The organism is Pseudomonas sp. NBRC 111131 (genome assembly GCF_001320525.1).
GTDB classification, from domain to species: domain Bacteria; phylum Pseudomonadota; class Gammaproteobacteria; order Pseudomonadales; family Pseudomonadaceae; genus Aquipseudomonas; species Aquipseudomonas ceruminis.
Genome location: NZ_BCBH01000040.1, coordinates 22,479 through 45,963 on the forward strand (window position 1 = coordinate 22,479; position 23,485 = coordinate 45,963).

At 54.7% G+C, this 23,485-nt stretch carries 28 protein-coding genes; 15 read left to right on the forward strand and 13 right to left on the reverse strand.

The annotated features are described in order from the left end of the window. Positions 1-39 precede the first annotated feature (39 nt). From APH34_RS24825 to APH34_RS24840, 4 genes are read left to right on the forward strand one after another with little or no spacing between them, the layout of a single operon-like run. Positions 40-546: a hypothetical protein gene (locus APH34_RS24825; protein WP_054903373.1), complete on the forward strand. Its 507-nt coding sequence runs from the start codon at positions 40-42 to the stop codon at positions 544-546. 28 nt (positions 547-574) lie between these two features. Next, a complete protein-coding gene (locus tag APH34_RS24830; protein ID WP_232895390.1) occupies positions 575-1,339 on the forward strand; it encodes a hypothetical protein in 765 nt (254 codons plus the stop codon). Between the two features lie 25 nt (positions 1,340-1,364). Beyond that, the gene (locus tag APH34_RS30105; protein WP_177337052.1) at positions 1,365-2,276 is read left to right on the forward strand and encodes a hypothetical protein; all 912 of its coding nucleotides are present in this window, start codon (positions 1,365-1,367) and stop codon (positions 2,274-2,276) included. 46 nt (positions 2,277-2,322) lie between these two features. Next, complete coding sequence (locus APH34_RS24840; protein ID WP_054903375.1) at positions 2,323-2,712, forward strand: hypothetical protein; 390 nt, start codon at positions 2,323-2,325, stop codon at positions 2,710-2,712. On the opposite strand, the gene APH34_RS24845 is transcribed toward APH34_RS24840, so the two are convergent. Next, positions 2,709-2,948, reverse strand: a complete 240-nt coding sequence (locus APH34_RS24845; protein ID WP_054903376.1) for a hypothetical protein — start codon at positions 2,946-2,948, stop codon at positions 2,709-2,711. The two genes, APH34_RS24840 and APH34_RS24845, sit on opposite strands and share 4 nt — an antisense overlap. A 10-nt stretch (positions 2,949-2,958) precedes the next feature. Continuing rightward, positions 2,959-3,216 carry a hypothetical protein gene (locus tag APH34_RS24850; protein WP_014003952.1) on the reverse strand — a complete coding sequence of 86 codons (258 nt, stop codon included), beginning with the start codon at positions 3,214-3,216 and terminating at the stop codon, positions 2,959-2,961. A gap of 154 nt (positions 3,217-3,370) precedes the next feature. On the opposite strand from APH34_RS24850, the gene APH34_RS24855 reads away from it, so the two are divergent. Continuing rightward, complete coding sequence (locus tag APH34_RS24855; RefSeq protein WP_054903377.1) at positions 3,371-3,664, forward strand: hypothetical protein; 294 nt, start codon at positions 3,371-3,373, stop codon at positions 3,662-3,664. A 21-nt stretch (positions 3,665-3,685) separates the two neighbouring features. Next, positions 3,686-3,880, forward strand: a complete 195-nt coding sequence (locus APH34_RS24860) for a hypothetical protein (RefSeq protein ID WP_054903378.1) — start codon at positions 3,686-3,688, stop codon at positions 3,878-3,880. A gap of 49 nt (positions 3,881-3,929) precedes the next feature. On the opposite strand, the gene APH34_RS24865 is transcribed toward APH34_RS24860, so the two are convergent. From APH34_RS24865 to APH34_RS30110, 3 genes are all read right to left on the reverse strand, one after another. Next, a complete protein-coding gene (locus tag APH34_RS24865) occupies positions 3,930-4,277 on the reverse strand; it encodes a hypothetical protein (protein ID WP_124180115.1) in 348 nt (115 codons plus the stop codon). Between the two features lie 16 nt (positions 4,278-4,293). Beyond that, the gene (locus tag APH34_RS24870; protein WP_054903380.1) at positions 4,294-4,665 is read right to left on the reverse strand and encodes a hypothetical protein; all 372 of its coding nucleotides are present in this window, start codon (positions 4,663-4,665) and stop codon (positions 4,294-4,296) included. 139 nt (positions 4,666-4,804) lie between these two features. Further along, on the reverse strand, positions 4,805-5,170 hold the full coding sequence (locus APH34_RS30110) for a hypothetical protein (RefSeq protein WP_232895391.1): 366 nt from the start codon (positions 5,168-5,170) through the stop codon (positions 4,805-4,807). Between the two features lie 399 nt (positions 5,171-5,569). On the opposite strand from APH34_RS30110, the gene ligD reads away from it, so the two are divergent. Next, the gene (ligD, locus tag APH34_RS24880; protein ID WP_082422885.1) at positions 5,570-6,712 is read left to right on the forward strand and encodes a non-homologous end-joining DNA ligase; all 1,143 of its coding nucleotides are present in this window, start codon (positions 5,570-5,572) and stop codon (positions 6,710-6,712) included. 63 nt (positions 6,713-6,775) lie between these two features. On the opposite strand, the gene APH34_RS24885 is transcribed toward ligD, so the two are convergent. The 8 genes from APH34_RS24885 to APH34_RS24920 all read right to left on the reverse strand — a co-directional run bounded on the left by APH34_RS24885 (position 6,776) and on the right by APH34_RS24920 (position 15,808). Next, a complete protein-coding gene (locus tag APH34_RS24885; protein WP_054903382.1) occupies positions 6,776-7,384 on the reverse strand; it encodes a hypothetical protein in 609 nt (202 codons plus the stop codon). Positions 7,385-7,434: 50 nt separating this feature from the next. After that, positions 7,435-8,220 (reverse strand): hypothetical protein, encoded by a 786-nt coding sequence (locus tag APH34_RS24890; protein WP_054903383.1) that lies wholly within the window; start codon positions 8,218-8,220, stop codon positions 7,435-7,437. Between the two features lie 116 nt (positions 8,221-8,336). Then, positions 8,337-9,710 carry a hypothetical protein gene (locus tag APH34_RS24895; protein ID WP_054903384.1) on the reverse strand — a complete coding sequence of 458 codons (1,374 nt, stop codon included), beginning with the start codon at positions 9,708-9,710 and terminating at the stop codon, positions 8,337-8,339. A 9-nt stretch (positions 9,711-9,719) separates the two neighbouring features. Continuing rightward, on the reverse strand, positions 9,720-11,960 hold the full coding sequence (locus APH34_RS24900) for a hypothetical protein (protein ID WP_054903385.1): 2,241 nt from the start codon (positions 11,958-11,960) through the stop codon (positions 9,720-9,722). 10 nt (positions 11,961-11,970) lie between these two features. Next, positions 11,971-13,254 (reverse strand): DNA primase, encoded by a 1,284-nt coding sequence (gene dnaG, locus APH34_RS24905; RefSeq protein ID WP_054903386.1) that lies wholly within the window; start codon positions 13,252-13,254, stop codon positions 11,971-11,973. Positions 13,255-13,263: 9 nt separating this feature from the next. Beyond that, positions 13,264-14,253: a DsbC family protein gene (locus APH34_RS24910; RefSeq protein WP_054903387.1), complete on the reverse strand. Its 990-nt coding sequence runs from the start codon at positions 14,251-14,253 to the stop codon at positions 13,264-13,266. Beyond that, complete coding sequence (locus APH34_RS24915; protein ID WP_054903388.1) at positions 14,253-15,383, reverse strand: hypothetical protein; 1,131 nt, start codon at positions 15,381-15,383, stop codon at positions 14,253-14,255. Before APH34_RS24915 ends, APH34_RS24910 begins: the two co-directional genes overlap by 1 nt. 8 nt (positions 15,384-15,391) lie before the next feature. Continuing rightward, the gene (locus tag APH34_RS24920; RefSeq protein ID WP_054903389.1) at positions 15,392-15,808 is read right to left on the reverse strand and encodes a lytic transglycosylase domain-containing protein; all 417 of its coding nucleotides are present in this window, start codon (positions 15,806-15,808) and stop codon (positions 15,392-15,394) included. A 138-nt stretch (positions 15,809-15,946) separates the two neighbouring features. On the opposite strand from APH34_RS24920, the gene APH34_RS24925 reads away from it, so the two are divergent. From APH34_RS24925 to APH34_RS24960, 8 genes are all read left to right on the forward strand, one after another. After that, positions 15,947-18,475, forward strand: a complete 2,529-nt coding sequence (locus APH34_RS24925) for a type IA DNA topoisomerase (RefSeq protein ID WP_054903390.1) — start codon at positions 15,947-15,949, stop codon at positions 18,473-18,475. Further along, on the forward strand, positions 18,476-18,889 hold the full coding sequence (locus APH34_RS24930; protein WP_054903391.1) for a hypothetical protein: 414 nt from the start codon (positions 18,476-18,478) through the stop codon (positions 18,887-18,889). Next, on the forward strand, positions 18,886-19,254 hold the full coding sequence (locus tag APH34_RS24935) for a hypothetical protein (RefSeq protein WP_054903392.1): 369 nt from the start codon (positions 18,886-18,888) through the stop codon (positions 19,252-19,254). The genes APH34_RS24930 and APH34_RS24935 overlap by 4 nt, the downstream gene beginning before the upstream one ends. Before the next feature lie 26 nt (positions 19,255-19,280). Next, complete coding sequence (locus APH34_RS24940) at positions 19,281-19,646, forward strand: hypothetical protein (RefSeq protein ID WP_198752940.1); 366 nt, start codon at positions 19,281-19,283, stop codon at positions 19,644-19,646. Next, positions 19,639-20,082 carry a hypothetical protein gene (locus APH34_RS29805; RefSeq protein ID WP_198752939.1) on the forward strand — a complete coding sequence of 148 codons (444 nt, stop codon included), beginning with the start codon at positions 19,639-19,641 and terminating at the stop codon, positions 20,080-20,082. The genes APH34_RS24940 and APH34_RS29805 overlap by 8 nt, the downstream gene beginning before the upstream one ends. 12 nt (positions 20,083-20,094) lie before the next feature. Next, positions 20,095-21,609, forward strand: coding sequence for a zeta toxin family protein (locus APH34_RS24950; RefSeq protein WP_054903394.1), 1,515 nt, complete (start codon positions 20,095-20,097; stop codon positions 21,607-21,609). A gap of 235 nt (positions 21,610-21,844) precedes the next feature. Beyond that, positions 21,845-22,150 (forward strand): hypothetical protein, encoded by a 306-nt coding sequence (locus APH34_RS24955; RefSeq protein WP_009682487.1) that lies wholly within the window; start codon positions 21,845-21,847, stop codon positions 22,148-22,150. Between the two features lie 98 nt (positions 22,151-22,248). Continuing rightward, on the forward strand, positions 22,249-23,485 hold a 1,237-nt coding region (locus tag APH34_RS24960; protein ID WP_156358123.1), incomplete at its 3' end, for an Eco57I restriction-modification methylase domain-containing protein.

A 23,485-nucleotide genomic window follows, 5' to 3' on the forward strand; every position in this document is an offset into this window, starting at 1 on the left:
CGTATTGTGTATCTCATACGGACTTTTGAGGGGATCGATATGAACATTATCTGGTGGGTCCTTCGTCCTTTTTATTGGCTCGGTCTGTTGCCAGTAATTGCAGTATTCCTGATCGCTTGTGCCCACTTCTCCAGGGACACAGAGGTATCGCTAGGGATCATGGCCATCGCGCTGGTCTATTTCGGGCTCGGCTACCTGCTGTTCTCGGTGGCTCCACGTTATTTCAAATCGCGCCTCGATCGCATGGTCGAGAAGGTCAAGCTGACGGGCTTCAGCCCGAGCCATGAAGCCGTCTCGGTGATGTTCAACCGCTACGTCGGCTTTGATGCCGCAGCAAAGAAGGCGTTGTATGTAGACGTCAACTTGAACAGCGCGACCTTGATTGACTTTGATCAGGTGTCCAGCTGGGAGCTGGTACCCGATAAAAGCCCGCTCTTGCTGTTTAAGTTAGTCACTCGCGTTCCGAACCTGCATGAAATCGGGGTACGCATAAAGGCGAACCAGTTCGGGGCCTGGAAGTCGGATATGCACACTTTGTTCGGCTGACCAAAAAATTCAACGGAATTGATGCTTTATGAACCTGAAAATGACTGCTGCAGCATGTGTTGTGATGGGGCTCCTGACTGGATGCAATGACAAGGAAGCACCTGCACCAGTATCCACCCCCAAGCAGAGCCAGAGCACACAGACGCCGCCCGCGGCACCGGAAAAGCCTGCACAAGTGATCGACACTTCTGTACCGCTGAACCAGTACCAGGACTTGGCGAGTAACAACGGCAAGCCACTCACGTTCCTGGTGCTTGCTAAGGCGCCTGGGGCCACGACGGAGGACAAGATGGGCTACCTCTCCGCCGACTACCTGGCCACCAGCGACGCCTTCAAGCGCAAGGACATTGAGTCAGCCCAGTGGCCGGCATTCGAGGCCTCGCTGAAATCCTATGCTGCCAATGATTACTACTCACTGCCGATCTCCGGGTTTGGGGTGTCGAGCGTGTTGAGCATGCAGAACGTTTCTGTCGGTCCATACGATTTCAATACGCATTCGTTCCCACTCACCAGCTACGGGCAGTACTGCTGGGCAAATCCTGTTCGCAACGCTCAAGGAATGAACCTGCAGGTTAAGCCATCGGCGTTCCCATGCAGCCTGCAAGTCAATGACCCTGCCCAAGCTCGGATCATCGAAGAAGCCCGGGCAAAAGGCAGCCTTGACCTTCGAGGCACCTTGTACCTGTACATCCCGGAAGCTGATGGCAACACCGCAGTCGGTCAGGTCGTGCGCGGCTCGATCGACCTGGTCGACCAACAAACTAATCAGGTTATGGCGAACTTCACCATGTGACGATCCAAAGCGAAGGAGGTGGCCTATGAAGCATTTAGTGACTCGCGAGCCGTGGTGGGCTCAACCGCCCAAACCTGGGCAAAGTGACAAAGACTGCACATGGGGCTACCTCGAACGCTACGACGATGGATCGTTTTCGTTCGACCAGGCCAATCGCCCAAGCGATGAAGAAATTCAAAACCGAAAGGGATGCCGGGTGCCGCCGCACTCTACGTCGCCCTCGACCGGGATTTTACAAGGCAAGGAGACTTCGATGAGTGCGAGCTCGATTCAAGAATGGCAAGGCGTCCTGCAGGACATTGCTGAACAAAAACGGCATCGCCTGACGGGCAGCGAATACAAAGAGGTCATCGCCGCGATCGAGGCGCAGCCCAAGGACATTGAAAGCCAGCACATAGCGCGTCAGTTGGTGGCCAAGCTGGCTCAGCACCAAGGGCACGAATCCGAAGCTCCCTTTCGCGATCAAGGCCTGAATCGGGTGTTCAACGTTGAAAAGTTGCCGGCAGCGCCTGCAGAGGGCGACGAACGCCTGCGGGAACGCGTCATCGCCGGTACCACCATTTTCAAGTCACGTGAATTCGATCATACGTCCGAGCCTTCAAAGCTCAACGAACGCGGGGAGCCTGGCCGGCTGGTCCACGGAAAACGCCTCGACGTCTTCCACAATACCGAAGGCCCGGGCGACAAGTTCGAAGTGTTCCAGGTGCGAACCTCCACGCACATTCCGTACAGCACTGGAATCCCAGGCAAACCAGTGGATGGTGAGCGCAAGCCTCAAGGAGTGTTCCATAGCTTTGAAGAGGCTGGGAAGAGCATCGACAAGACAGTGGGGGTGATGAGGCATTCTGAGCTGATCAGACAGCGCCAGGCCGAGCATGGCATTCACTGGAAGGAAGCCCCACCAGCGCCGAAAGCCCGGGCTCCACGGCCAGCATAACCATCCAGAGAGGGCTACGGCCCTCTCGTTCATTTGGAGCAAGCATGTGATTCTACAATTCAAGTTTTTCAACACCGAACAACAAGAAACCGCTCTCTTCCAGACCGAAATTGATCTGAACGGGTTGGTTGCTGTTTCAGAGTCAAAACGCGAAATGATTCGGGAAAAAGGGAAGTCTTTTGCGCAGAGTGCAGTTCCGTTCTGGGCCAGCGAACTGGTCAAAGCAATGGAAGAAAATGATGAGCAGGCCATGGGGCGTCACGCCATTCAAGCCGCTATGGCCGCGTGGTTGGCTGACTCGGTGTTCGACGGAGCTACAAAGGCTGATTACGAGTCGAGCTACCTGGAGTTCAACGTTCACCCGACGGGAATGGTCGTACTGAACAGACACCCAATGGCGAGGTACAAGGCGCCCAAAGGGGCGCCTTCCCCTTAAAGGATGATGAAAGGGCAGGCCGCGCTGTGGCAGATGGTTTTGCCCTTTGCTTGCACCGGTTCTGCTCGGTCGATGTCAATGAGACCTTGACCCAGCGGGACTTTACAGACCACTCCGTCGACCATGATCAACGCGCTTGATTGGCAAGCTTGGTCCGAGCGGGCCTGAAGCAGATGTGCATAGGCATTCTTGATGTCCTGAACGCCCTGCAATAAAACGCAACGATGAGTATTCATGATTTTCTCCTCACGCTGCGCCGGCAATTTCTGCCGCACGCCGGGTAACGATGATCACCGGAATGGGAAGGGACAGCTCGTCCCGTACGATCAGGGCTTTGCTCTGGCTGTACATCGCGCTGGCCAGCTGACGGCGGGCGAGCATTGACCCGATGCTCGACTGAGTTGATTGGGTAGTTTTGCCATTACATGGTACGACCAGAGATTCACCAGGCTTCAACTCAGCCAGTGCTTGGGAAACATTGCCGCATGAGATTTTGAGTTCCATCGCTTGCTCCTAGAGAGGGGTAGCCGCCCCGTTTGAATGTTGCATGTACGTACGTACGTACGTACTTATAATAGATCTTGTTGCACGACTTGTCAGCCAAAAGAGAGAAATCTCTAGAACCAATTGGCATCACCGCTCACGGAAGGAGAAGGGAATGAAACAAGCAATCTCGGTAGGGGGAGGATTGGTGCTGTTGCTACTAGCAACAGTCAGCGCTGCAGCAGAGGAGAGCGGACCGGCGCCTATCGCAGCGAACCTTACCGCACAGTTCTATGACGTTGCCGAGGAGGTCGTGGAAGTAAATGTACTGCAGCAAACAGCGCTGACTGCGACAGTCGTTGCATCGGCGCCTGGGGGTCATACCTGTACATTTCAAATGGTGCCGGCCCCTGCAGAAACAGCGGCTCCACATGGCTGGCTGATCGCACACACCAGCTGCAAGTCCTAAGCTTGGAGGAGGGCAAAGAACGTGAGTACCCGATTAACCGAAACAGCTACCCACGATGACTGGCAGGAATTTGAGCACGGTGGCCAGCGCTGGTCGTTCAACGCTGATGAGCTCGCCCAGCTCGATGTGGAAGACGGGTTCTTCCACTTCGTGGACTACCACCGACTGAGCAAACCGACAGTGGAACGTGTAGCGGCATTCATCGACAGCATGTGAACCATCAGCCCGCCCAGCGCGGGTTGAACTCGACCAGTGAGCAAGTCAGTTAAGGCTGGTGTGGATCGGCAGTGATGCGGATGGTTTGCTCTCTGGCCAATACGCGCTCGATACGTTGAAACAATCCCTGATTCTTTGCCTTGGCTGCTGGGCGCAGCCGATCGGCCTCCTCGATCACAGCCTGCAGTGCTTTTGCTGGATCGGGTTGCTTGCTCGAATAGCCCAACCGTTGCCCAAGGTCGTACCGCAAGTTCTGCGCAGCGCCGTTTACCGCCTGAGTAAGTGTCTCCTCGCCACTCTCGAAACGGTCAAAATCCCTCCCAAATTGCGAGGAAAGCCCCCCCTCGTAATAGTCTTCCAGGTAGTTGCAGTCGAATAAGGCCAGATGAAGCTCCATGATCTCCAGCAATTGCTCATCTCGCCCCGGGAGTCTCATCGGTGACTGATGGGAAGCGATTCGCGATCAGCCCGCTGATTGCTACCAAATAGGCTTTACGCGCCTTGTCTTCTCGTTTTTCGAGTTCAACCCGCACCTCTTTTGCCCGCTCAACGTGACGGTTGAGGTCGCGCAGGAGAACTGCAGCCCGCTTTAGCAGGTCGCAGTCGTCCATATCCAGGAGCTCGCTAAGGCCGATACTGGGAGTACTGAGCTGCTCCAGCTGATTGCAGGTAGCAGTGAGCTGGGCCTGCTGGGTTTTGAGGTCACTACCGCTGCTGTATTTGAGAACTTCGAGGACCTGCGCAGAGGTAATACGTCCGTAGAGCGGGTTCGATTTGGTAGCCATACTTGGCCTCAGATAACCTTGTATGAAGCATCGGCCCAGTCTCGGAAATGGAGAGCGGCTGGGCCAGCTGGGGGGCAAGCAGAACACCAGCTTACCATGCGAAGGTTCTAGCAAACCGGGCTGCAGAGCCGGCGCGAAGTCAGGTCGCAAGCTTCTTCGCGCGGCTGAGGTCCTGAACTCGTGAGGCCGAGATGCCTGCGAGTTTGGCCAACAACGAATGGGGGATAACACCCAACAGGTGGTTGTATCTCGCAGCTCTGGATACGCGCTCATAAGGCTTCACGCCCAGAAAATCACGGCGCTTTTCGATGATGCTGAAAGGCACCCCTACGATGCGGCTGATCTTGGCGATCGACATGCTGTGCAATAGGGACTCGTAACCCAGCAAAGGACCATGGAAGTCCTGCAGAGGGGCTATTTCGATGGGCTGGAGTAGAGGAGCGACTGGCCCGAACCCGAGCGACTCTCTCGCTTGCTGTACGGCATCGAGCGGAACGTCGGACACTCGAGCTATATCTTGATCACTCACGAAGCCGAAAAGGGGCTTGTAGGCTCTCAGAGGGTGTCCAAGGGGTAGGCTTTGCTGCCGCGGTTTGGGCCTAAAGACCGGCAGAATTTTTTGGGACTCCCTGTAGGCTTTCACCATGTGGGACGAGACGCCGCATCGAGCTGCAACAGAACGATCCGAGATAACCCCCAGCAAGTGCGTATATGGAGCGATAGCTTGCGCTACGGTGTAGGGCGGCAGTCCGTACGCTTCTCTACGTCGTTTGATGGCATGCCTCGAAGTGCCCACCTGCAGGGACAGATGGAGATCCTTCATAGTGCCCAGTAGGTGGTCATAGTCCCGTGGTTTACCGACCGCAGCCGGATTTACGATCCTCGGTAGGCTTGCTTCCATTCAATGCTCCAACACTTGCTAAACGCCGCCGGCGTTCCGGTAAAACTCAACTCAGTTGCGCGGCAAAAGGAACATGGTAACAGCCCTCCAACAGAGAATTCATGCCACCCTTTGGGCGGACGCAGTGATCTTTCTGACAATCCAGCACTCCACTCTAAAGGGAAATCTCAGATAGCGAGGTCGCGGATCGTGCAACCACCCAAGGCACCGAATCCGGGTTGGATCGCTCCACAACTGGTGACTTTGACAACTCGGCCTCCGCAAGGTGAATGGAGGTACGAGCTAAAGTACGACGGGTATCGCCTATTGGTCCGGATCGATGGTAACCAGGTGCAGCTTTTCACCAAGAACGGTTTTGACTGGACCGATCGTATGCCACTGCTTGCCAAAGGCCTTAAACGCCTGGCCGTGCATTCGGCCTGGCTCGATGGTGAGGTCGTGATTCAGGAGGACGACGGTCGACCTGCCTTCCAAGCCCTGCAGTCTGCGTTCGCCTCGAAGGCCACTGATGACCTGGTCTATGTGGCCTTTGACTTGCTGTACCTCAATGGTGCGGATCTTCGGGGTGAAGCCGTCGAGCTAAGGAGACAGGTGCTCGAGGCGCTTCTCGAACATTGTCCGATGGAGCGAGTGCGGTTCTCCGCAACCTTGGATGCTGACCCGATGCAATTGCTTGCCAATGCCTGCAGGATGAACCTGGAGGGCATCGTCGGGAAGCGAGACGGTAGCCGATACAGCAGCGCGCGGGACGGTGCCTGGGTGAAGCTCAAGTGTGGCAATCGGCAAGAATTCGTCATAGCCGGCTACACCCGGGCTGCAGGCGGCATTGGCTCGCTATTGCTGGGCCTGCATAACGACGAAGGACACCTGGTTTACGCAGGAAGGGTTGGTTCCGGGTTCAGCGAGCGTACCCTGCAGGCTTTGCTGGTAGCTCTCGCGCCGCTTGCCCAGGATCGCCCCCCTCTGATCGACCCGCCTCGTTTGGAGCGCGCAGGGGTTGTGTGGCTAGCCCCGCAGCAGGTGTGTGAAGTGAAGTTCGCGGAGATAACCCCGGCCGGCAAGGTCCGGCACGCAGTGTTCGTCGGTCTACGCGACGATAAGCCGGCCGACGTCATCAGCCTGGAAAGCGACAGTGAGCCGGTTTGAGTGAACGTCTTGCCATCAAATCGTGCGTGCTTAAAAAAGCCCCGGGGTAGGGGGCTCTGATGGTTATTTTTGTCGCTTGCTGATGATCTCTCGAAGATAGACCTGCCGAAATCTGCTGACCTGGTCTTTTACAGAAAGCGCAGCCTGCTCTTGCAGATATGGGGGTGAGCCCTGCAGTACGCTGTTCACGTAGCTGGTCCACTTGAGGTATGCCTCATCAGATGCTGATTTCACTGGCTCAGATGGCTCGTATGAAACATATTCCTTGTAGTAGTAGCTGCTTACAATCCGGCTCGTAGAGGCGGCGCATTGCGAGAGCTTTCTTTCAGTCTTCCTTGTGTAGTCGTCCGTGATTCTGATTTTCAAGCTGCTGCGCTGTAGGTCACAGTGGAAAAGGCTGCTGTTGATCATGTCGACCAGGTTTTCAGCAGGATTTGAGACAGCGCTTGGCTTAATACTGTCCTTTAGTTGGTCTTCATACGATAGCTTCGAGTACGCGATAGTCGTGTCTATTTGCTGTTGTGAAGCTCCCCTGGCTCTCATGTCGCTGACTGTTTTGTCTAGAGCTTCTTGGGCGATCTGCTCGTCAGATTTTGGTGTGTATGCTGACTGAGAAACGCAACCAGTGAGCAATGCCACGCTGAATGCCAAACTACTCCATGTAAATCGCATGTTGCTGTTCTTCCTTTGTGTGTGTTGGTATTTCTATGCTTTTCGGCAGCTTACGATCGATCCACTGCTTCTTTTCGTTGATGCTTCCTCTCTTCCCATTGCTTCTGCTGAATCTGCTCACCTTGTTTTTCTAACCACTCCACGAACACTGATACTTGGTCAATCGCGTATAAGAATTTCTCTGACGTAACGTTAATGCTTGGTCGGCATAACCACTGCCTCGTTTCGCCATCGTTCTCTTCTATCAACGCACTCTCTCGATCACTGACAAAAAACGGGCTTCGCATTTTTGCGAGCGCGTCATCCGAGTATCGTGGCGTGTCGAACACTAGGGAATCAGGGTGCTGGGTGCTGTTCCGTGCCAAGACAAGCTCTTCGATCAAGCTAAAGTCAAAAGGGCCTTCTTCAAAGGGAGTTGCGCCATGAGCGGCGTAAAAAGCCCTGTAGCCATTTGGCCATCCCTGATTTTTGAAAATCTGCTTCAACGACGGCCCTGGCGGCGTGCCCAGCCTTCGATGCCATTCAGTGAGGTAGAGATGCAGAGATGCTGAAACCATAGATAAGCATGCTCCGCCAAGAACTTCGATCGAGGAGTCAGCTTCCAGCCATTCTGTCAGAAAGGCAGGCTCAACATCTTCCGAATAGGGCGGTATGAAAGGAGCTTCCTCTGCATCAATCTTCCGAATGCGCTCAATGAAGGGGGCGGTTCCATTGATGTAGAGCTGCTTGATGAATGAGAGTCGTTGTTCGAGGAAAAAGCGAATGTCCATTTCTATGCCCTGGCAGGTGATTGGCCAATGCCCGCTCGGTGCAGGCATCGCGGGCAGCTCGAACATATCATGCCAAGGGTTGAGTGAAGAACGTCCTAATCTCATTTTGACATGGGAAGCCGGCACTCACTAGCATGACCCTGGCGTGGACGATCGCGGACCTGCAAGCCCGCTAAGGTAGATTAAAAATGAATTTGCTTGAACTGAGCGATTTGGCCTTTCTCAAGCATACGGACGGCACCGCTGGTTTGCGGGCGTAGGTATTTTAGATCTTTCACATCGATCTTGAGCTTGCGGGCAGCCTCATCCCAATCTGCAGTGGCCAGGTTCAAAAGCAGCAAGGTGCCGGCATTCTTGATGAAGTCAGAGCTGAAATGTGCCGGGGACTGACCAGCCAAAAGAATCGACAACCCAAACTTCCGCATTTCAGTGACGATGATGTTAATTGGATTACTGACATCCTCATCGTTAAACTTCTTGGATTCATCCAGCACAACAAGTCGCCGCAGCTTTCCGCCAGACTCACCTCGTTGCATCATCTCGCGGATGATTGACCGGAGGCGGAAGCGCACGAACATTTTTAATTCGTCCTCAGACTGAGCCAAGGGTTTCAAATTGTAGCGCCGCACCCTTGCATTGCCAAACGGGGGAGGGTTTGGGTTGAAAACGCCAGTAGCGTGAAGATTCTCAAGTCGAGTGATCACACTCAATACAACATCTTTACTGTGGTACTTGATGACATCCTCGAACTCATGGCCAGTCTCAATATTATTAAGGAAGGTCATATGCGCCTCGGCTGCCTTCTCTTTCGCCGTGTTGAGCCGTTTCTGCTGTGCCTCCATTTCCGAGTCGTCGCCTCGCGCATTTGCCTTTGCGAGTTCAGTACGCCGTTTATTCACCGCCGACATGCAGCGGCAATATTCCTCAAAACAGCTCAAGGCTTTTTTTCCATCGCCACTGTCGTCCACACCCATCCATAGTGAACGGAGCTTACGCTTCGCAAGCCGGATCACATCAGGTAGCGTTGGGTAAACACCACGGAGCTCATTCCACTGCTTTGTCTGAATTATGTGGCGAATTTCTTCTTCGGTCGCTTCACGCCGTACCCAGGTTCGAGGATCACCAGGCAGTATGCCGCGGGCGGTGTACGCATCTGTTAGCAAATGCCGAAGCACACCTTCCTGATTACCCCCAAGCTTTCTTGAGGTCGAATTGATCGACTCGATGACGTCATTCACAGCGCGGCGAACACCGCCATAATGCGGATCAGTGTTTAGAATGAGCGGGTTGAACCCGTAGCGTGATGACTCACTAAACATGACGGTCTCTGCGCCAGGGATCTCGATATCACCGTGATAGTCAAAGATGTCGATTTCGACCTCTTCATTCATGTTGGTTACAAACTCGCGAATCCAATGCGTTTTACCAGCACCTGAAGTCCCGGCCACACCAACATGGTGATTAGAAACTCGATCCTCTGACCAAACAACAGGTAACTCAATGTTATCTTTTTTGAGTTTCCAGTAGTCGTTCCCCAATCTGATAGCTGTGGACATAAAAACTCCTTAGTCGTCGAAGGCTTCTTCGGGTATCTCTAGATCATCCCCTTCATCACCCAGCAACTCCTCGAATTCGTCTTCATCACGAATCTGGTGGTAATAGCCGGAGAGACCTTTTGCCTCTGCAGCGTGTACAGCTTTTCGAGCAGCTTGGAACAACACAATGCCGCGTTGTTCTGGGGTCACTTCAAACCGGGTAATACTGTCCATGTGAGCTGCCGTTGCCACAACTTCTTCGAGAACCGGATCATCCAGCTTTGGATAGTAGGCGGATTCGACTCTGCGCAACTGGGCAGTTACGTAATCGACTGAATGGTGATCGGTTGTGCTGATCTTTTCGGCGCTATGCGGGAGCCGCGAATATTCTGGTCGCTCAATTTGAAGGAACCGGTTGATACGTGCCGAAAGTTTGCTAGTTTTTTTGTGCTCATCCGGGATGTAGAAGCTGGAGCTCGGAACAACGCTATCTTTGAAGATGACCATGCCTTCGCCGGCTTGGAGCTTTTTCAAGTCAGGCAGCTCGATCTTGTTACGTTTCTCAATATTGGCTCCCGCTTGAGCGCGGAAAGAGGACTGCATGGCACCGGAGCTTTCATCGTAGCCACCCAAGACACTGTAATACCCTTCACCGCCAGCCTTGCGGATGAAGTCGTAGGTGTCCTCAGGGTCTTCCAATGCGAGCACCCACTTAACCTTGGTATTGGCCAGCATCGAAGCAGCTTCGTCAGCTGCCTCGCCACGTTTCAGACCTTGCATGTCTTGAACTGCAGCAACCATCATGAAGCCCAGACTACGAGCCTGTGCGAACATGACAGCGATCCCTGCAGCAAAGTAGTAAGCCAGCTCATCACTGATGATGAGGTAGGGGTTGGGCGCATTGGTCGCTTTTGTGTCGAGCACCTGCTCTTTCGTCCCCTCCAGTTTGTAGCCGAGGTTTTGAGCCATCATCAACCGAATGGACGAGATGTAGAGCTTGCCCAGCGATGCCGCTTCGGAGGCTGATTTCTCCAGGCTCGGGATCATCACCACAAGCAGCCTATCGTTAAGCAATACATCCATCATGTCGATTTCCGGATACTTGTCGCTGAACACGTGCGAGTAGGTATCCATCATCATCGAGAAAATGCGAGAGAATTGACCAGTCAAATAGCCATGCTGGTTAAATACCTCCGCGTCCCATTTAGAGGGATCGTCCACCAAGTCGGGGTTGAAGCCCGGCAGGCCGGTCTCAAAGTACGCTTTGATAGGCAGGTAGGCAGTCTCGGGAATCAGACCCTGCTGGCCTTCTTTGTATAGCTCGACCAGATTCTTCAGCGCGAGATAATGCCGGAAGGTAGCAACGGAAATTTCAATCTCGCCCCTGGCGCGTTTGTAGCAGAGCGTCCTGATCACTGCGTCGACCATGTTGATCGCTTTTTCTTGCCACTTCGCACCATCGCCACTGGCCGCAGGCAGCAGCGACGCCAAGAGCTGCAGCAAAAAGTCGGCAGCACCGTCACCAAAGGGATTCAGCGAGTTCGACTGCGCTCTAAAGTCCGAGGTCCACTCTTTTCCATTCTCGCGGGCCACCATGCTATCGAATGGGTCCATACCCCCGGTCAAATAGTTGAGGATCAAGAAGTCATCTTCACGGCCTAGGCGCCTGGCAAGAGACCACAGGCAAAATGCTAGGTTGGAGTCAGCTTTGCCGTCTGCGTAGCAAGCTCCCGATCCCCAGCAAAGTGCGTTGAAGAACAGCGCCATGAGCGTTTCACTTTTTCCACTGCCGGTGGTTCCAGGAATCCACATATGCGTACGGCAGTCGGAGTTGTTGAGCCAAAGTTCTCGACCTTCGTCCTCACTCCTTGCAATGCCCTCGGCGTTTGGCGTACGCAAATACCCCAGATACATGATGCCACCAGCAGCAAGGAGCTTGCGAAACGTTCGAGAGCTTTTAAATAAGCCCCACAAGGTTTTTTGTTCGACCAGTTCTTCGTAATAATCAGTTCGATCTTTACCACCGATGTCTTTTGGCATCCGCAATGGCATTCGAAAACGCTGATCATTGAAGGACATAACCATCATGCACATGATCAGTATCCAAACAGGCCACGCGGCAGGTTGATAGACCATCAACCCAATAAGTGCGAGCATCGCCAGCTTGAAGTTATTTGGCCGATGAAGCGAGACCATGAATCGGGTCCAAGCTGACCGGGTGTCTCTGGACAAGCGTCCAGCTTGGATCTCGTGTTGAGAATCGATAGCCATTAATCGTCTCCTACGCGCTCAAGGAAATGCCGATAGCGCGCTCAAATTGCAAGCTAAGCGCTTTTTTGAAGAGAGCCGCATCGCGAATACGGGCTATGACAGCCCGACCGCGTTCCGCTGCTTTAACCTGGGATTCGGGGATCTCGATATCCAGACGGTGCTTAACAAAATCGGTCAGGAAACGGCTGAGCGGTTGCGCTTGATTCAGCATTTCTATCCAATATTCGAGACCGTTTTCTCGCAGGATACTGTCCGGGTCGGTACCTTCTGGAAGAAACAAGAATTGCGCATTTTTCCCGTCGCACATTTCTTCCAATACAACTGCAGAGGATCTCAAAGCCGCTTTTCGTCCCGCTTTATCGCCATCGAAGGCGAATGTAACGGTATCTGCATTTTGAAAGAGCCTACGCATTTGCACATTGGTAAGGGACGTTCCCATGGGAGCAACTGCCCGCGAATCACCAGCCTGGTGGAGGCTTAACACATCGAAAAAGCCTTCGACCACCACTGCATGTCTGTCAGCCCGGATGAATTGGCGGGCGACGTTGAAGGCATACAGCTCCTCGCCTTTATGAAAAAGTTTCGTCTCTGGCGAGTTAATGTATTTAGGCGTTCGGTCAGGGCTCTCAATAACAGATCGGCCTGCAAAGCCAACTAGGGCCCCGCCGTGGTCGTGAATCGGGATCATTATCCGACTTCGGAATCTGTCAAATAAACGGCCATCCTCGGCTTCACATACCAGACCACAATCAATCAGGATCTGCCGGTCGTGGCGCTTCAGCAGGAGGTCTGCAATACCAGTACCTACGGTGCCTAAACCGTACTTACCGATCGTGTCGGAGCTCAACCTTCGCTGTTGAGTCAGGTAGCCATATGACTTTGCATTCCTCTGGATGCCGCCTACATAGAGGGCTTGGGCGTCCTTGAGGGCGCGGTACATGGCTGCCAACTCCGCATTCCGCGCTTGATCAGCAGCTGTATCCAGGCTGGGCTCCGGGAGTTGGATGCCCGAAAATTCGGCAACCGCTGCAACGGCATCAGGGAAGGGCAGGTGGTGATGGTCCATCATCCACGTGATAGCGTCACCCTTCGCGCCACATCCATAGCAGCGGTAGAAATTACGCTCTGGGGAAACACTAAACGACGGCGTTTTTTCCTTGTGGAAGGGGCAGCAAGCGCTAAAGCTTTTGCCCGATTTCTTCAGTGTAATGTCACGCGATATCAACCCCACCAAATCCGCTGCTTGGCGGACTCGATCGAGAAACTCGTCACTGTATCTAACGTACTTCCCCATGAGCGATCCCTACTGAGCTTGCGTCTGTTCCAGCCACTGGGCAATGGCTGCCGCTTGGTTGGGAAGGGCGAGCGGCGTCTGCGCGCCCTGCTGGTTGATCACCGTTGGGGTGCCCAGGAACTGCAGTTTTCTGAAGACTTGGTCATTGGCCCGAACATGGGTAAGGCCTTCCTCGCATACAGGCCCATCGATCGGCCGCCCCTTGGCGATGGCTTTCCACATCGAGGCGCGCTGCTCGATCGGGGCGCAAAGCATCTGTGCGATAGGCTTGGCTGAGCCTTCACCTCCGATCACCGATACAGGGAAGATCTCAACGGTATGATCCGCGGCGAGCTGCTCGAGCTCAGGCTCGAATTTCTGGCAGTGAGGGCAAGAAGGATCAGAGAAGACGTAGACAGTCCCTTTAGCCCCTTCGGATAGCTTCACTGAATACTTGCCGGTAGCCACCCCGGCCTTGATCGCCTCGCGGACAATTTTCGGGTCTGTTGGTTTGGGAAGGCCGGGGATGTTAGAGAGGTCTGGGGCAGGCTGTTGGAATGTCTGTGGGTTCTGTGGGGCAAATGCCGGGGTAGGGGCCTGTGGTGCCTGGAGACCGCTTCCCGACCCATACTGCGCCTCGGTAGGCGCCTGCAGCCCGGTCAGTTTTGCCGCAAACATGTTCAAGCCGAGGGCAAAAATGATTGCGAAAGCGGGGATAACTCCCCACTTTACGATCCCTTTGGCCCGGGAGGTCCAGCGCCGGCGCAACCCATGCGAAACAATAGCGCTCTGGAGTGCTTCAAAGGCGTCAGTAGCCAGTTGTTCGGTGCCAAAGGACTCGAGAACGACCTGCTCCAGCTTCCCACCAAATGCGCTGGTCACGAGGATCTGCTTACCCTCACGCTTCAGAGACAGCCCGCGCTCCAAGGGCAACAACGATACACTCCGTTCTTCACCAGTCGAGCCGAAGTGAATGTGAAGGGTGTTGTCGTAATGACGAATCTTGTCTCGGTTTTTCATTAAATATCTCCAGTATTGAGATCGACGAGACCAAGCTTGGCCAAATACTTTTCAACCCCGTCGATTGCATCTTCGATAAATGGCTCGGTCAACCTATAACCCGTGTCATCGGCGTAACTTTCCCAGTGGGTCTGCGTGTAAACTGCTCCCGCTTCCATAAGCGGAGCTTTACGCTTACCTAAGTTCAGCGCGTAGAACAAAGGGCGGTCCATCCCTTTCAACCAACGAAACTGAGACGATGGCAGTTTTCCCAAGTTACTAGCTTGCTGGTGCATGGCATAAAGCATTGTTCTGGGGTAGGGGTGTTTATTAAGCCAGGTTTGAGCTTCCGGGTGCGCGGCATACTTCTTGAACGTATCGTCAGCCAAGCTCAAATCGGGATAGCCCTTTTTTCCCTCAAAGGTGTTGTGGTGGCATGAACGATTCAGAGCGTCCAGCAGCTCCTGGGCCTTCTTCATATCGCGCCCATCCGATAACAGCCTGGCGCCGAACACTGCAAACAGGGCTCGCTCGGTAGGACTCAGCTCATTCAGGCTTTTGATCCGGCTACCCAAGTCTTTTACCAGCAGCTCCCGGCAGCGCTCCCGGTCGAGCCGTCGGTTGACGATGAGGCCATGCTGCAGAGCCCATTCTTCGGGATGGATCGCGCTGCGGTGCTCCTCAGGATCTTCATTCAAAAGCAGCGTGTGCGGATCGCCGTAATACAAGGATGGGATGATTGCGGGTGAATGGTTAGACATCACCCATGGCAGCGTTTCTACTGTGATAACTCGGCGGGTTTTGTTAGCCGCGTGCCGATGCGCCGCACGGAACCCACGTAGCGCTAATATGACGGGGATGAAAATGAAAAAGTACCCTGAAATATTGAGCAGACGCAGCAAGTCAGCAAACTTTACTTGCGAGGGGTTCATCGCAAGCTGGGCCGCTTCGTATCGCCACAGTCGAATTTGATCTGGCATAAATGACCAATCAAATACACCAAGTTGATGCCAAGCCCACTTCAACCCCCAGTAGCTGATCGTGCCGTGCCAGCGCGACCAGCACATCCAGCCAAACACAACAGGAAGTGCTATCATCACCAACCACACAACTCCCATACCATCAGACTCACCCTGGTTATGGCGCGCCATATTCCCTCCTAGAATCTCAATGAGTTGTTATATACGCGCTGTATATAGGGATATTTGAATTTCGGTGTTCTTGAGTGGTAGTGCCCAACACCGTCCCAAAAACTCCCACCGGCATGATTAATTTCGTACCGCAGGATGTAAGCGCCGGCCCTTGCCGCCCAGCAGAAATCGCTCGTGATGAGCTCGGGCGGGACGCCGAACTCGCTTTGCAGGCGGTTTGCCCAAACCGTGTTGATCTGGAAGGGCCCGTGATCGACCGTCCCGTTCTTGTTCACGCTCTTCAACGGTTCACCGCTGCCGCTCTCGGTAAGCCATACAGCGATTAGGCCACGCAATGGCAGGCTGTAATCCCGAGCAGCTTGCACCATGCAGGCAGGTACCAGGTCTTGGGCGACATCAGGCGGTGGAGCGGGAATTGGAACCATTAGGCAATCCTTCCGTAATAACCCGTGATGGTTTATGCTTTTCCGTATGGTAGCTATTCTACGGAATCAAGGCAAGGCAAACCACACCGGTCGCTGGGTAGGTCCAGACGGCTCCAGACTCAAGGGTAAGGAGGGTTGATGGAAAAAATTCTTTGGATCGCTGAGAAAGAATCCCAGCTATCCCAGGGTGTATTCCCTGTGCTCAATGGACATACTTCTGATCGTGGGGCAGGCTGGACGAAACACGGTAACGACTGGTGCGTATGGCTGGATGGACATGCCTTCCAACAAGCGACGCCTGATGACTATTTGCCGGACGATCTGCCTACAACCGGCAAGGGTCGGAAAATTTGGCGGATGGAAGATCTGCCAATTATTCCACCAGAACAGCAATGGAAAATTCTGCCTGATCCTCGCAAACGGCCCCGGCTCAGCAAGCTGAAAGAGCTTCTGGCCTGGTGTGACGTTGTGTACCACCTTGGCGATCCGGACAGCGAGGGACAAAGCCTGGTCGACGAGGCGCTGGAGTACTACTGCTGCCGCAAGCCTGTTAAACGGGTGTTGATCAACGACTACAACCCCAGCAAGGTCCGCGAAGCACTCGCGAATATGCGTGACAACTCTGATCCGCTGTTCAGAGGATGGCGGTTGTGGGGGCTTGCTCGGAGCCGTTATGACTGGCTTTTGGGCATGAACGGTACACGGGCGATGACCCTTCGAGGGCGCGACATGGGCCACCAAGGATTGCTGCCCGTTGGTAGCGTGCAGAGCCCTTTGCTGTACGTCGTCCGCGAGCGGGACCGAGCGATCGAGTCTTTCAAACCTGTCCCTTATCAAGACATCAGTGCCGTTTTCACAGCCGAAGCGGGGATGTCAATCCGCGGCCGCTGGATGCCACAGGATGACCAGGCTGGCCTGGATGAATCCGGTCGCCTGGTCGACGAAGGGGTTGCGAAATCCCTCCTTGCACGCCTGCAGGATGGCGTGCCCGGGGAAGCCTCAGTCATCGAGCACTCGGTCACCGACAAGAAGAAGAAGCCCCCACTTCCCTTGTCCATGAACGAGCTTCAAATGGAAGGTTTCAGCCGCTTCGGTTATACCGGTGACGAGGTGATGGAGGCCGCGCAGAAGCTCTACGACACCTACAAGGTCATGACATATCCTCGTACCGATGTGCGCTTCCTTTCTGAAGCCCATCATGCCGAGGCGCCCGGTGTGATCGCAGGCATTATCCAACTGCGGCCAGATCTGCAGGCCATTGCTCGTGAGCTGGACCCACAGCGCAAATCAGCAGCCTTCAATGATGCGAAAATGCGTACTCCCACGGGTGAACCCACCCCGCATCACGGCATCATCCCTTCAACCCCGGAAAATCCAGTCGATGTGGCTGACTGGTCGGAACCTGAGCGGAACGTGTACGACATGGTGGTCCGGGCGTATCTTGCCCAGTTTGCTGCCGATTACCGGTATCGGTCGATGGTGTTGCGCATTCGTGTTCAGGTTGGTGAGGTTTTCGGCGCAACTGGTGTCTGCCCAACCGAGCAAGGTTGGAAAGCTGTTTACAAAGAGCCTCCACCGCTGGATGGTGCGCCCGGCGAAGATGAAGGGCCCGAGGGTGAACTGCCTGATGTGCAGATCGGCGATTTGCTCCAGTGGTTGGAGGTGAACGCCACAGGCAAGGTAACTACTCCGCCACCGCGCTTCGACGACAACATGCTCCTCGATGCAATGAAAAATCTGCATCGGTACGTGGACGATGTGGAGTTGAAAAAGCGGCTCAAAGAGGGTGAGGGGATAGGCACTACAGCCACCCGTGCAGGCATCATCGCCGACATGAAGCGACGTAGTCTGTTTGTGCCGGCGGGGGGAAAGGGCAAGAAACTCATGACCAGCCCTGAAGCCAGGAGTTTGATTGACGCTCTGCCCATGCGAGTTAAAGACCCCGCGCAAGCCGGTGCTTTCAAGCGTTCGCTGGATAAAGTCGCAGATGGAGCGATGAGCCTGAGCGACTTCATGCGCTACGCCGAGGAATTCGTTCGTGACGTTGTAGCCACTGCCAAGGACGCCTCTATCATGCCCCTCCCGCCCGCAGCCGGCGAAGGCGCTCCCTGTCCTAACTGCAAAAGCGCTTTGCAAAACCGGGGCAAACGAACCGTATGTTCCAACTGCGAGTTCGTACTTTGGCACGAGGTATCAGGAAAAACTCTCACTCCAGGCCAGATCGAACTGCTGTTGGTGAAGGGTGAAACACCTGTCATCAAGGGCTTCGTGAGTCGTCAAAAACAGTCCAAGTTTTCCGCGAAGCTGAAGCTGGACACCTGCACAGGGAAAACGACGTTTGTGTTCGACTCAGCGCCCAGCGCCCCGGAGCGTCCAGTTCCACCGGCGCCGGCGATGTCTTCAAGCAAGCTTGAGTGCCCACGCTGCTCAGGTGAGATTTCAGCGGTACCAGGTCACTTTGAATGCAAAGCGTGCCAGTTCAAAGTCGGTGCAGTGATCGCCAGTCGGCCGCTGAGTGCTTTGGAAGCGGATGCGCTGTTCACGAGCGGGAAGACGGAGAAGCTCTCTGGATTTCTCAACCGTGAAAAGCGCCCATTCACCGCATACCTCAAACTCAACCGGGATAGCTGGAAAGTCGAATTCGACTTCGGCAAGAAGGTGGGCTGAATGATCACCGATTTCCTTAACGAACATGACCGGCAGCTGCTGGCCCACGAAAAGGGTTTCCAGGATCTGGTGCTGCAGCACATGCGAGCGCTACCTGCGCTGGAGTGGATGAGGTTCAGAACCATCGCCCGGGACAATAGCGCTTGGGGAGATGCCGCCGCGCGAAGCCTCTACAAACACGAGGAGGTGCTGCACGCATCAATCAACCTGCCAACGTTGGGTTTGGGCGACTTGCCCAAATCCTATGCCGCCGGAGCCAGCGTCATAGGCCAGCTCGGGGGACAACCCGTGCTCTATTTTGAGGGCACTGGCTATTACGCATGGGCCTTGGCTCCCGAAACATCGTCAATCCTCGAGGCTTCAATCACTTATCCAGCCTACCCGCCAGGGTGGGCTGAAGGAGATCGTTCATGATTCGCCGCACATTGCCGATCCTGCTGCTGATCCTATTGGCTGGCTGCAACCAGGAGTCAGGGGCATCAAAAGAGCCTGGCGAACACAGGGAAGTTATCCAAGGGATGCACACCCAATTTATTAAAGTCACCGAGGGTCAGAATCAATGGTATGAGATGGCCATTTCGGTAGACGACAGCAACACGTTCCGCATGCCAGTGTTCTTTGCTGAGGACGGAAAATTGGTTCGCGTCGATGACAAGCAAGCTCGCAAGCTGTTTGATCGGTGGCTCAAAGATCGAGCCAAAGGGATAGCAGCGTTCAGTTCAGTAGACGAGCAGGTTGGCTTCAAAGGGCCATTCCTGGCACTCGACGTTAAACGGTAGGGAATCAAATGTTTAACGAGACTGAAATGAAGGTCGTCCCGGCCTACTTCGCCAAAAATCCTGCAGGAATGTCGGTGCCATTTATCGTCTCCCTGATGCTGGTGGATGCGGATCACAAACCTGCTTTGCCGCCGTCGGTTGAGACCTCCATCGATCGCACGGCAGGTATCACAGGCGCGGAGGGGGCGGCATTGGCGAACGTCTATGACACCGATGATTTACGTGCCTTGGCGGTCAACAGCATCAACCGAGCCCATGGCCTTAAAGAGTTGGCCATCGTGCTGTTCCGCTGCCAAAGCGCGCCTACTGCGGAACAACTGATGACCGTGTTGAATGACTGCTTCGAGCTGTCCTTGGTCAAAGACAGCGCCGCAAGGGGACACGATGAATAATCGAATCATGCGGTTATTTGTAGCTGCTTTGAGTGTCGTAGTGGGCCTGGCCATGGCGATCAACTCTCGACTCAATGAACCCAGTCCCACAGCCGAATGGCTTCAGTCTGCGTTATTTTTGATACTTGGCCTCGCCTTGATCACCAAGGCCTTCACACCAAAAAAGAAGGACAATGCCATGCCGGAACAGTGGACGGATCACCAGCTTGCGGCCTTTGAAGCCGCGATGGAAACCATTGGCAACATGATCGCCCTCAAAGCTCGCGACATCCACAACGAGCGCAGCAAGGACGATCCGAACCAGGCGCTGATTGATCAGCTGAGGGCCGAGCAAGCTGAGCTCGTAGTCGAGCGCTCCCGGCTTCGCATTGACGACAATGTGGCGGTAGCGCACGCAATAGAGCGCTACGGGCCGATTGTCAAAGCTTCGGTTTGAAGGGGATACCTCATGGCATCTCCCGATCACGTTGGCCTTACCGTTGCTCAGGCCCAGGCGATAGTGGATCGATTCATGGCCGAATATCGTGGTCACATAGGTGTGACTGCTATTATCAAGGCCACGCAGGAGGAAATTTATGGACCCGACGCCGCAAGAGAAAAAATCGGATACCGAATTGACGCAGCCTACCACCCAGCAAGAGCCATCTTTACCCTTGCCGCTTCCAATATGGGTGATGAAGGGGCCGTCCGACGAGCGCTGCGCCACGAGCTCCTCGGGCATTATGGGCTCAACACCTTCAATCCCGAAGAAAAGCGGGAATTCCTGGATCGCGTTCTTGAAACGCGCGGCGAACCTTCACTAGCCCATATTTGGGCGTACGTGGATCAGCACTACGCCAAACTCCCCGGCATCCATCGTGCAGAAGAGGTCTTCGCGTTTGTCGCGGAGGAGGAGCGTTCATTCCTCGGAAAAGCATGGGACCGCACCCGCAATGCCCTACAAGGCATGTTGAAGGCCGTCGGACTTTCAGACGGTAGGCTTACTATCAGCGAGCTGCGCATTGAAGCTCAGGCAATCGCTGCTGGTATCAAGGAAGGACACCGACAGCAAATGACGTTTCCCAAGGACGACCAGTCGCAATTCCGACTGTCCCCCGAAGACCACGATGCCATTTTTGACGACATCGCCCTCCTGGCGCTCTCCACTACCAAACCTGTCAACCATCCAACCGCCGTTCTTCTCGGGGGACAACCTGGTGCAGGCAAGGCCGGACTCAGCAGCAAAGCACTGGATGAGTTCGGTGGTAACACCATCAAGGTTGATGCTGATGAGCTGCGCAAGCACCATCCGCAATACCTGCAGCTGATGCGGCAGAACGATCGATTGGCCGCCGATCGTACTCATCCGGACGCCGGCGCATGGTCGGTAAAGCTCACCAATTTGGCGATCAAGAATCGGCGGAATCTCTTGATCGACGGGACCATGCGGGATCCCGATAGTCTCGCCAGGCTGTGCTCTCGCCTTCACACCGCTGGCTATCGGGTCGAAGCCCGTGTATTGGCAGTAGATCCCCTCGTCAGCCGCATGAGCATTCATATGCGCTACGAGCTGCAGCGAGAAGCCAACGGATTTGGTCGTTGGTCGAATCGAGATAAGCATGATCAGGCCTACGCAGGCCTGCCTGTAACCGTCGAACGGCTAGAATCAGATAACCTAGTCGATACGCTGCAGGTGTTTAGCCGCAACGGTACCGAGTTGTATGCGCGTCGCCTCTCTGAGGTGGATTGCACTCCAGCAGCTGGCCGACTGCGCATCACTCAAGAACGCGAGCGCGTCTGGACTCCCGAGGAGATTCGCGGTTTCAGTTACAACCTGGAAGTGATCGAGGGAAAGATGCTTGTACGGCGAGCTGCCCCGAGCGAGCATGCTGAGCTGGATGGCATCCGATCGGAGTACCGTCACAAGTACCCGACCGATCTTAGCCAGGGAGATTTCCTGAAAAGGCCGAAGCCGGGCTACTAACAGTACCTTTTAAAAACAGTGAGTTAGAAACGCACATTGTCGTGTCTTCAGTAGTTTGTATAATGACTATTATACAAACTGGAATAGGAGGCGACGGCAATGCCTAGAAAACGGCGGCAGACCCCAGAGAATCAGGGGCAGATGACATTCGATTTCGCTTTTCAAGAGACGGTAAATACCATCGAGGACCTGCAAGCCGGCCTCGATTCCGACGAAGACCAAGGAGACCGCCATTATGATCACCAACCAAACACAGCCCCTGGAAATCTCCGCACGAGTCCTGAGCCAACAGACACTCGCATCGATCCGCCAGTCGCCGTCGTTCAGTCTCCAAGGCTGGAAGATTCTGGATCGCTGGGCGCTGAACAGCCCGGAACGCCTCAAGGCGATGGAGCTTCAGGGCGAGCTGCAACTGCTCAGCCGGCTATTGGAGCAGCAAGCCCTGGAATTGACGGCCATCAACAGCCTGCCAGCGGACAGCAAGCAGGGTCTGACCGAGCACGAGATCTTGCAAATGTTGGAGATCAAAACGGACCTGTAGCCCCCTCTGACTATGCGATTACCGGTGCTGATTCACTGGGCTCTGGCGGTCCAAAATCGAAATTCCGCGATAACGTCGCTGCCATTCAACTGCTGCAGGTGCTGCACAAGGAAGGCCGTGGCGCCACCCCAGACGAACAATCCACGCTGGTCAGATATGTAGGATGGGGTGGACTGCCGCAGGCTTTCGATCATCGAAATGATGCTTGGCGTGCCGAGTACCAGGAACTGGCCTCACTGCTCAGCCAAGATGAGTACGAGAGGGCCAGGCGCTCCACCCAGGACGCGCACTACACCTCAACCACCGTAATCGACGGCATTTACGAGGGTCTGGAGCGACTAGGGTTCAAAGGTGGCAAGGTTCTGGAACCAGCTGCCGGCATTGGCAATTTCATCGGCCTGATGCCGACAGAAATGCGGAGCAACAGTCGCATCACCGCCATCGAGCTTGACCCTCTGACAGCGCAGATCGGCGCTCATCTTTATCCATCATCCACCTTCATCAATCGCGGTCTGCAGGATGTGGCTATCCCAAGCGCATACTTCGATGCCTGCGTGGCGAACCCGCCCTTCGGTTCGCAATCGTTGTATGACCCGCATCACCGCGAATTGGCTGGTTTCTCGATCCACAACTACTTCCTGGCTAAATCGCTCAATACGCTCAAACCTGGTGGTGTGATGGGAGCCGTGGTCAGTCGGTATTTCCTCGATGCCGCCAATAGCAAGGCGCGTGAACATATCGCAGATACGGCCCACTTCCTGGGCGCTATTCGTCTACCCAACACGGCGTTCAAAGAGAATGCCCTGACCGAAGTAACGACGGATATCGTGTTCTTCCAGAAGGCACTCCCCGGAGACCAACCGGAGCGCCGCTGGGTAGATGTCGGTGAAATACGAGATCGCGAATCGGGTGAGCCAATCACGATCAACCAGTATTTCATCGACAATCCCGAGCAGATGGCCGGCCGGATGGCCCTCACCGGGAAGATGCGCCGCGATGCCGCTGATTTGATGGCGGAGCCAGGCCAGGACCTGAGCGCGGCGATCAGCGCCCGACTTCAAGCGTTGCCTGCAGGTGTTATCCGCACCTTCACAGGCGAGCCTCTTGATCATGAAACTGATGGCCAATTAGGTAAACCCGAGGTCGACCTGCCAGCGAATACCAAAGTGGGTTCCTACTTTGTGACCGCTGACGACCATTTGGCCCGTCGCTTGCCAGATCAGCTTGCAGCCCACGACTACCAGTTCATTACCCCGAAAACCGAGCGGGCAGGCCAACGAATTCGCGGCATGATTGAGGTACGTGACGCTCTGCGCGCGTTGATGAATGCTGAGC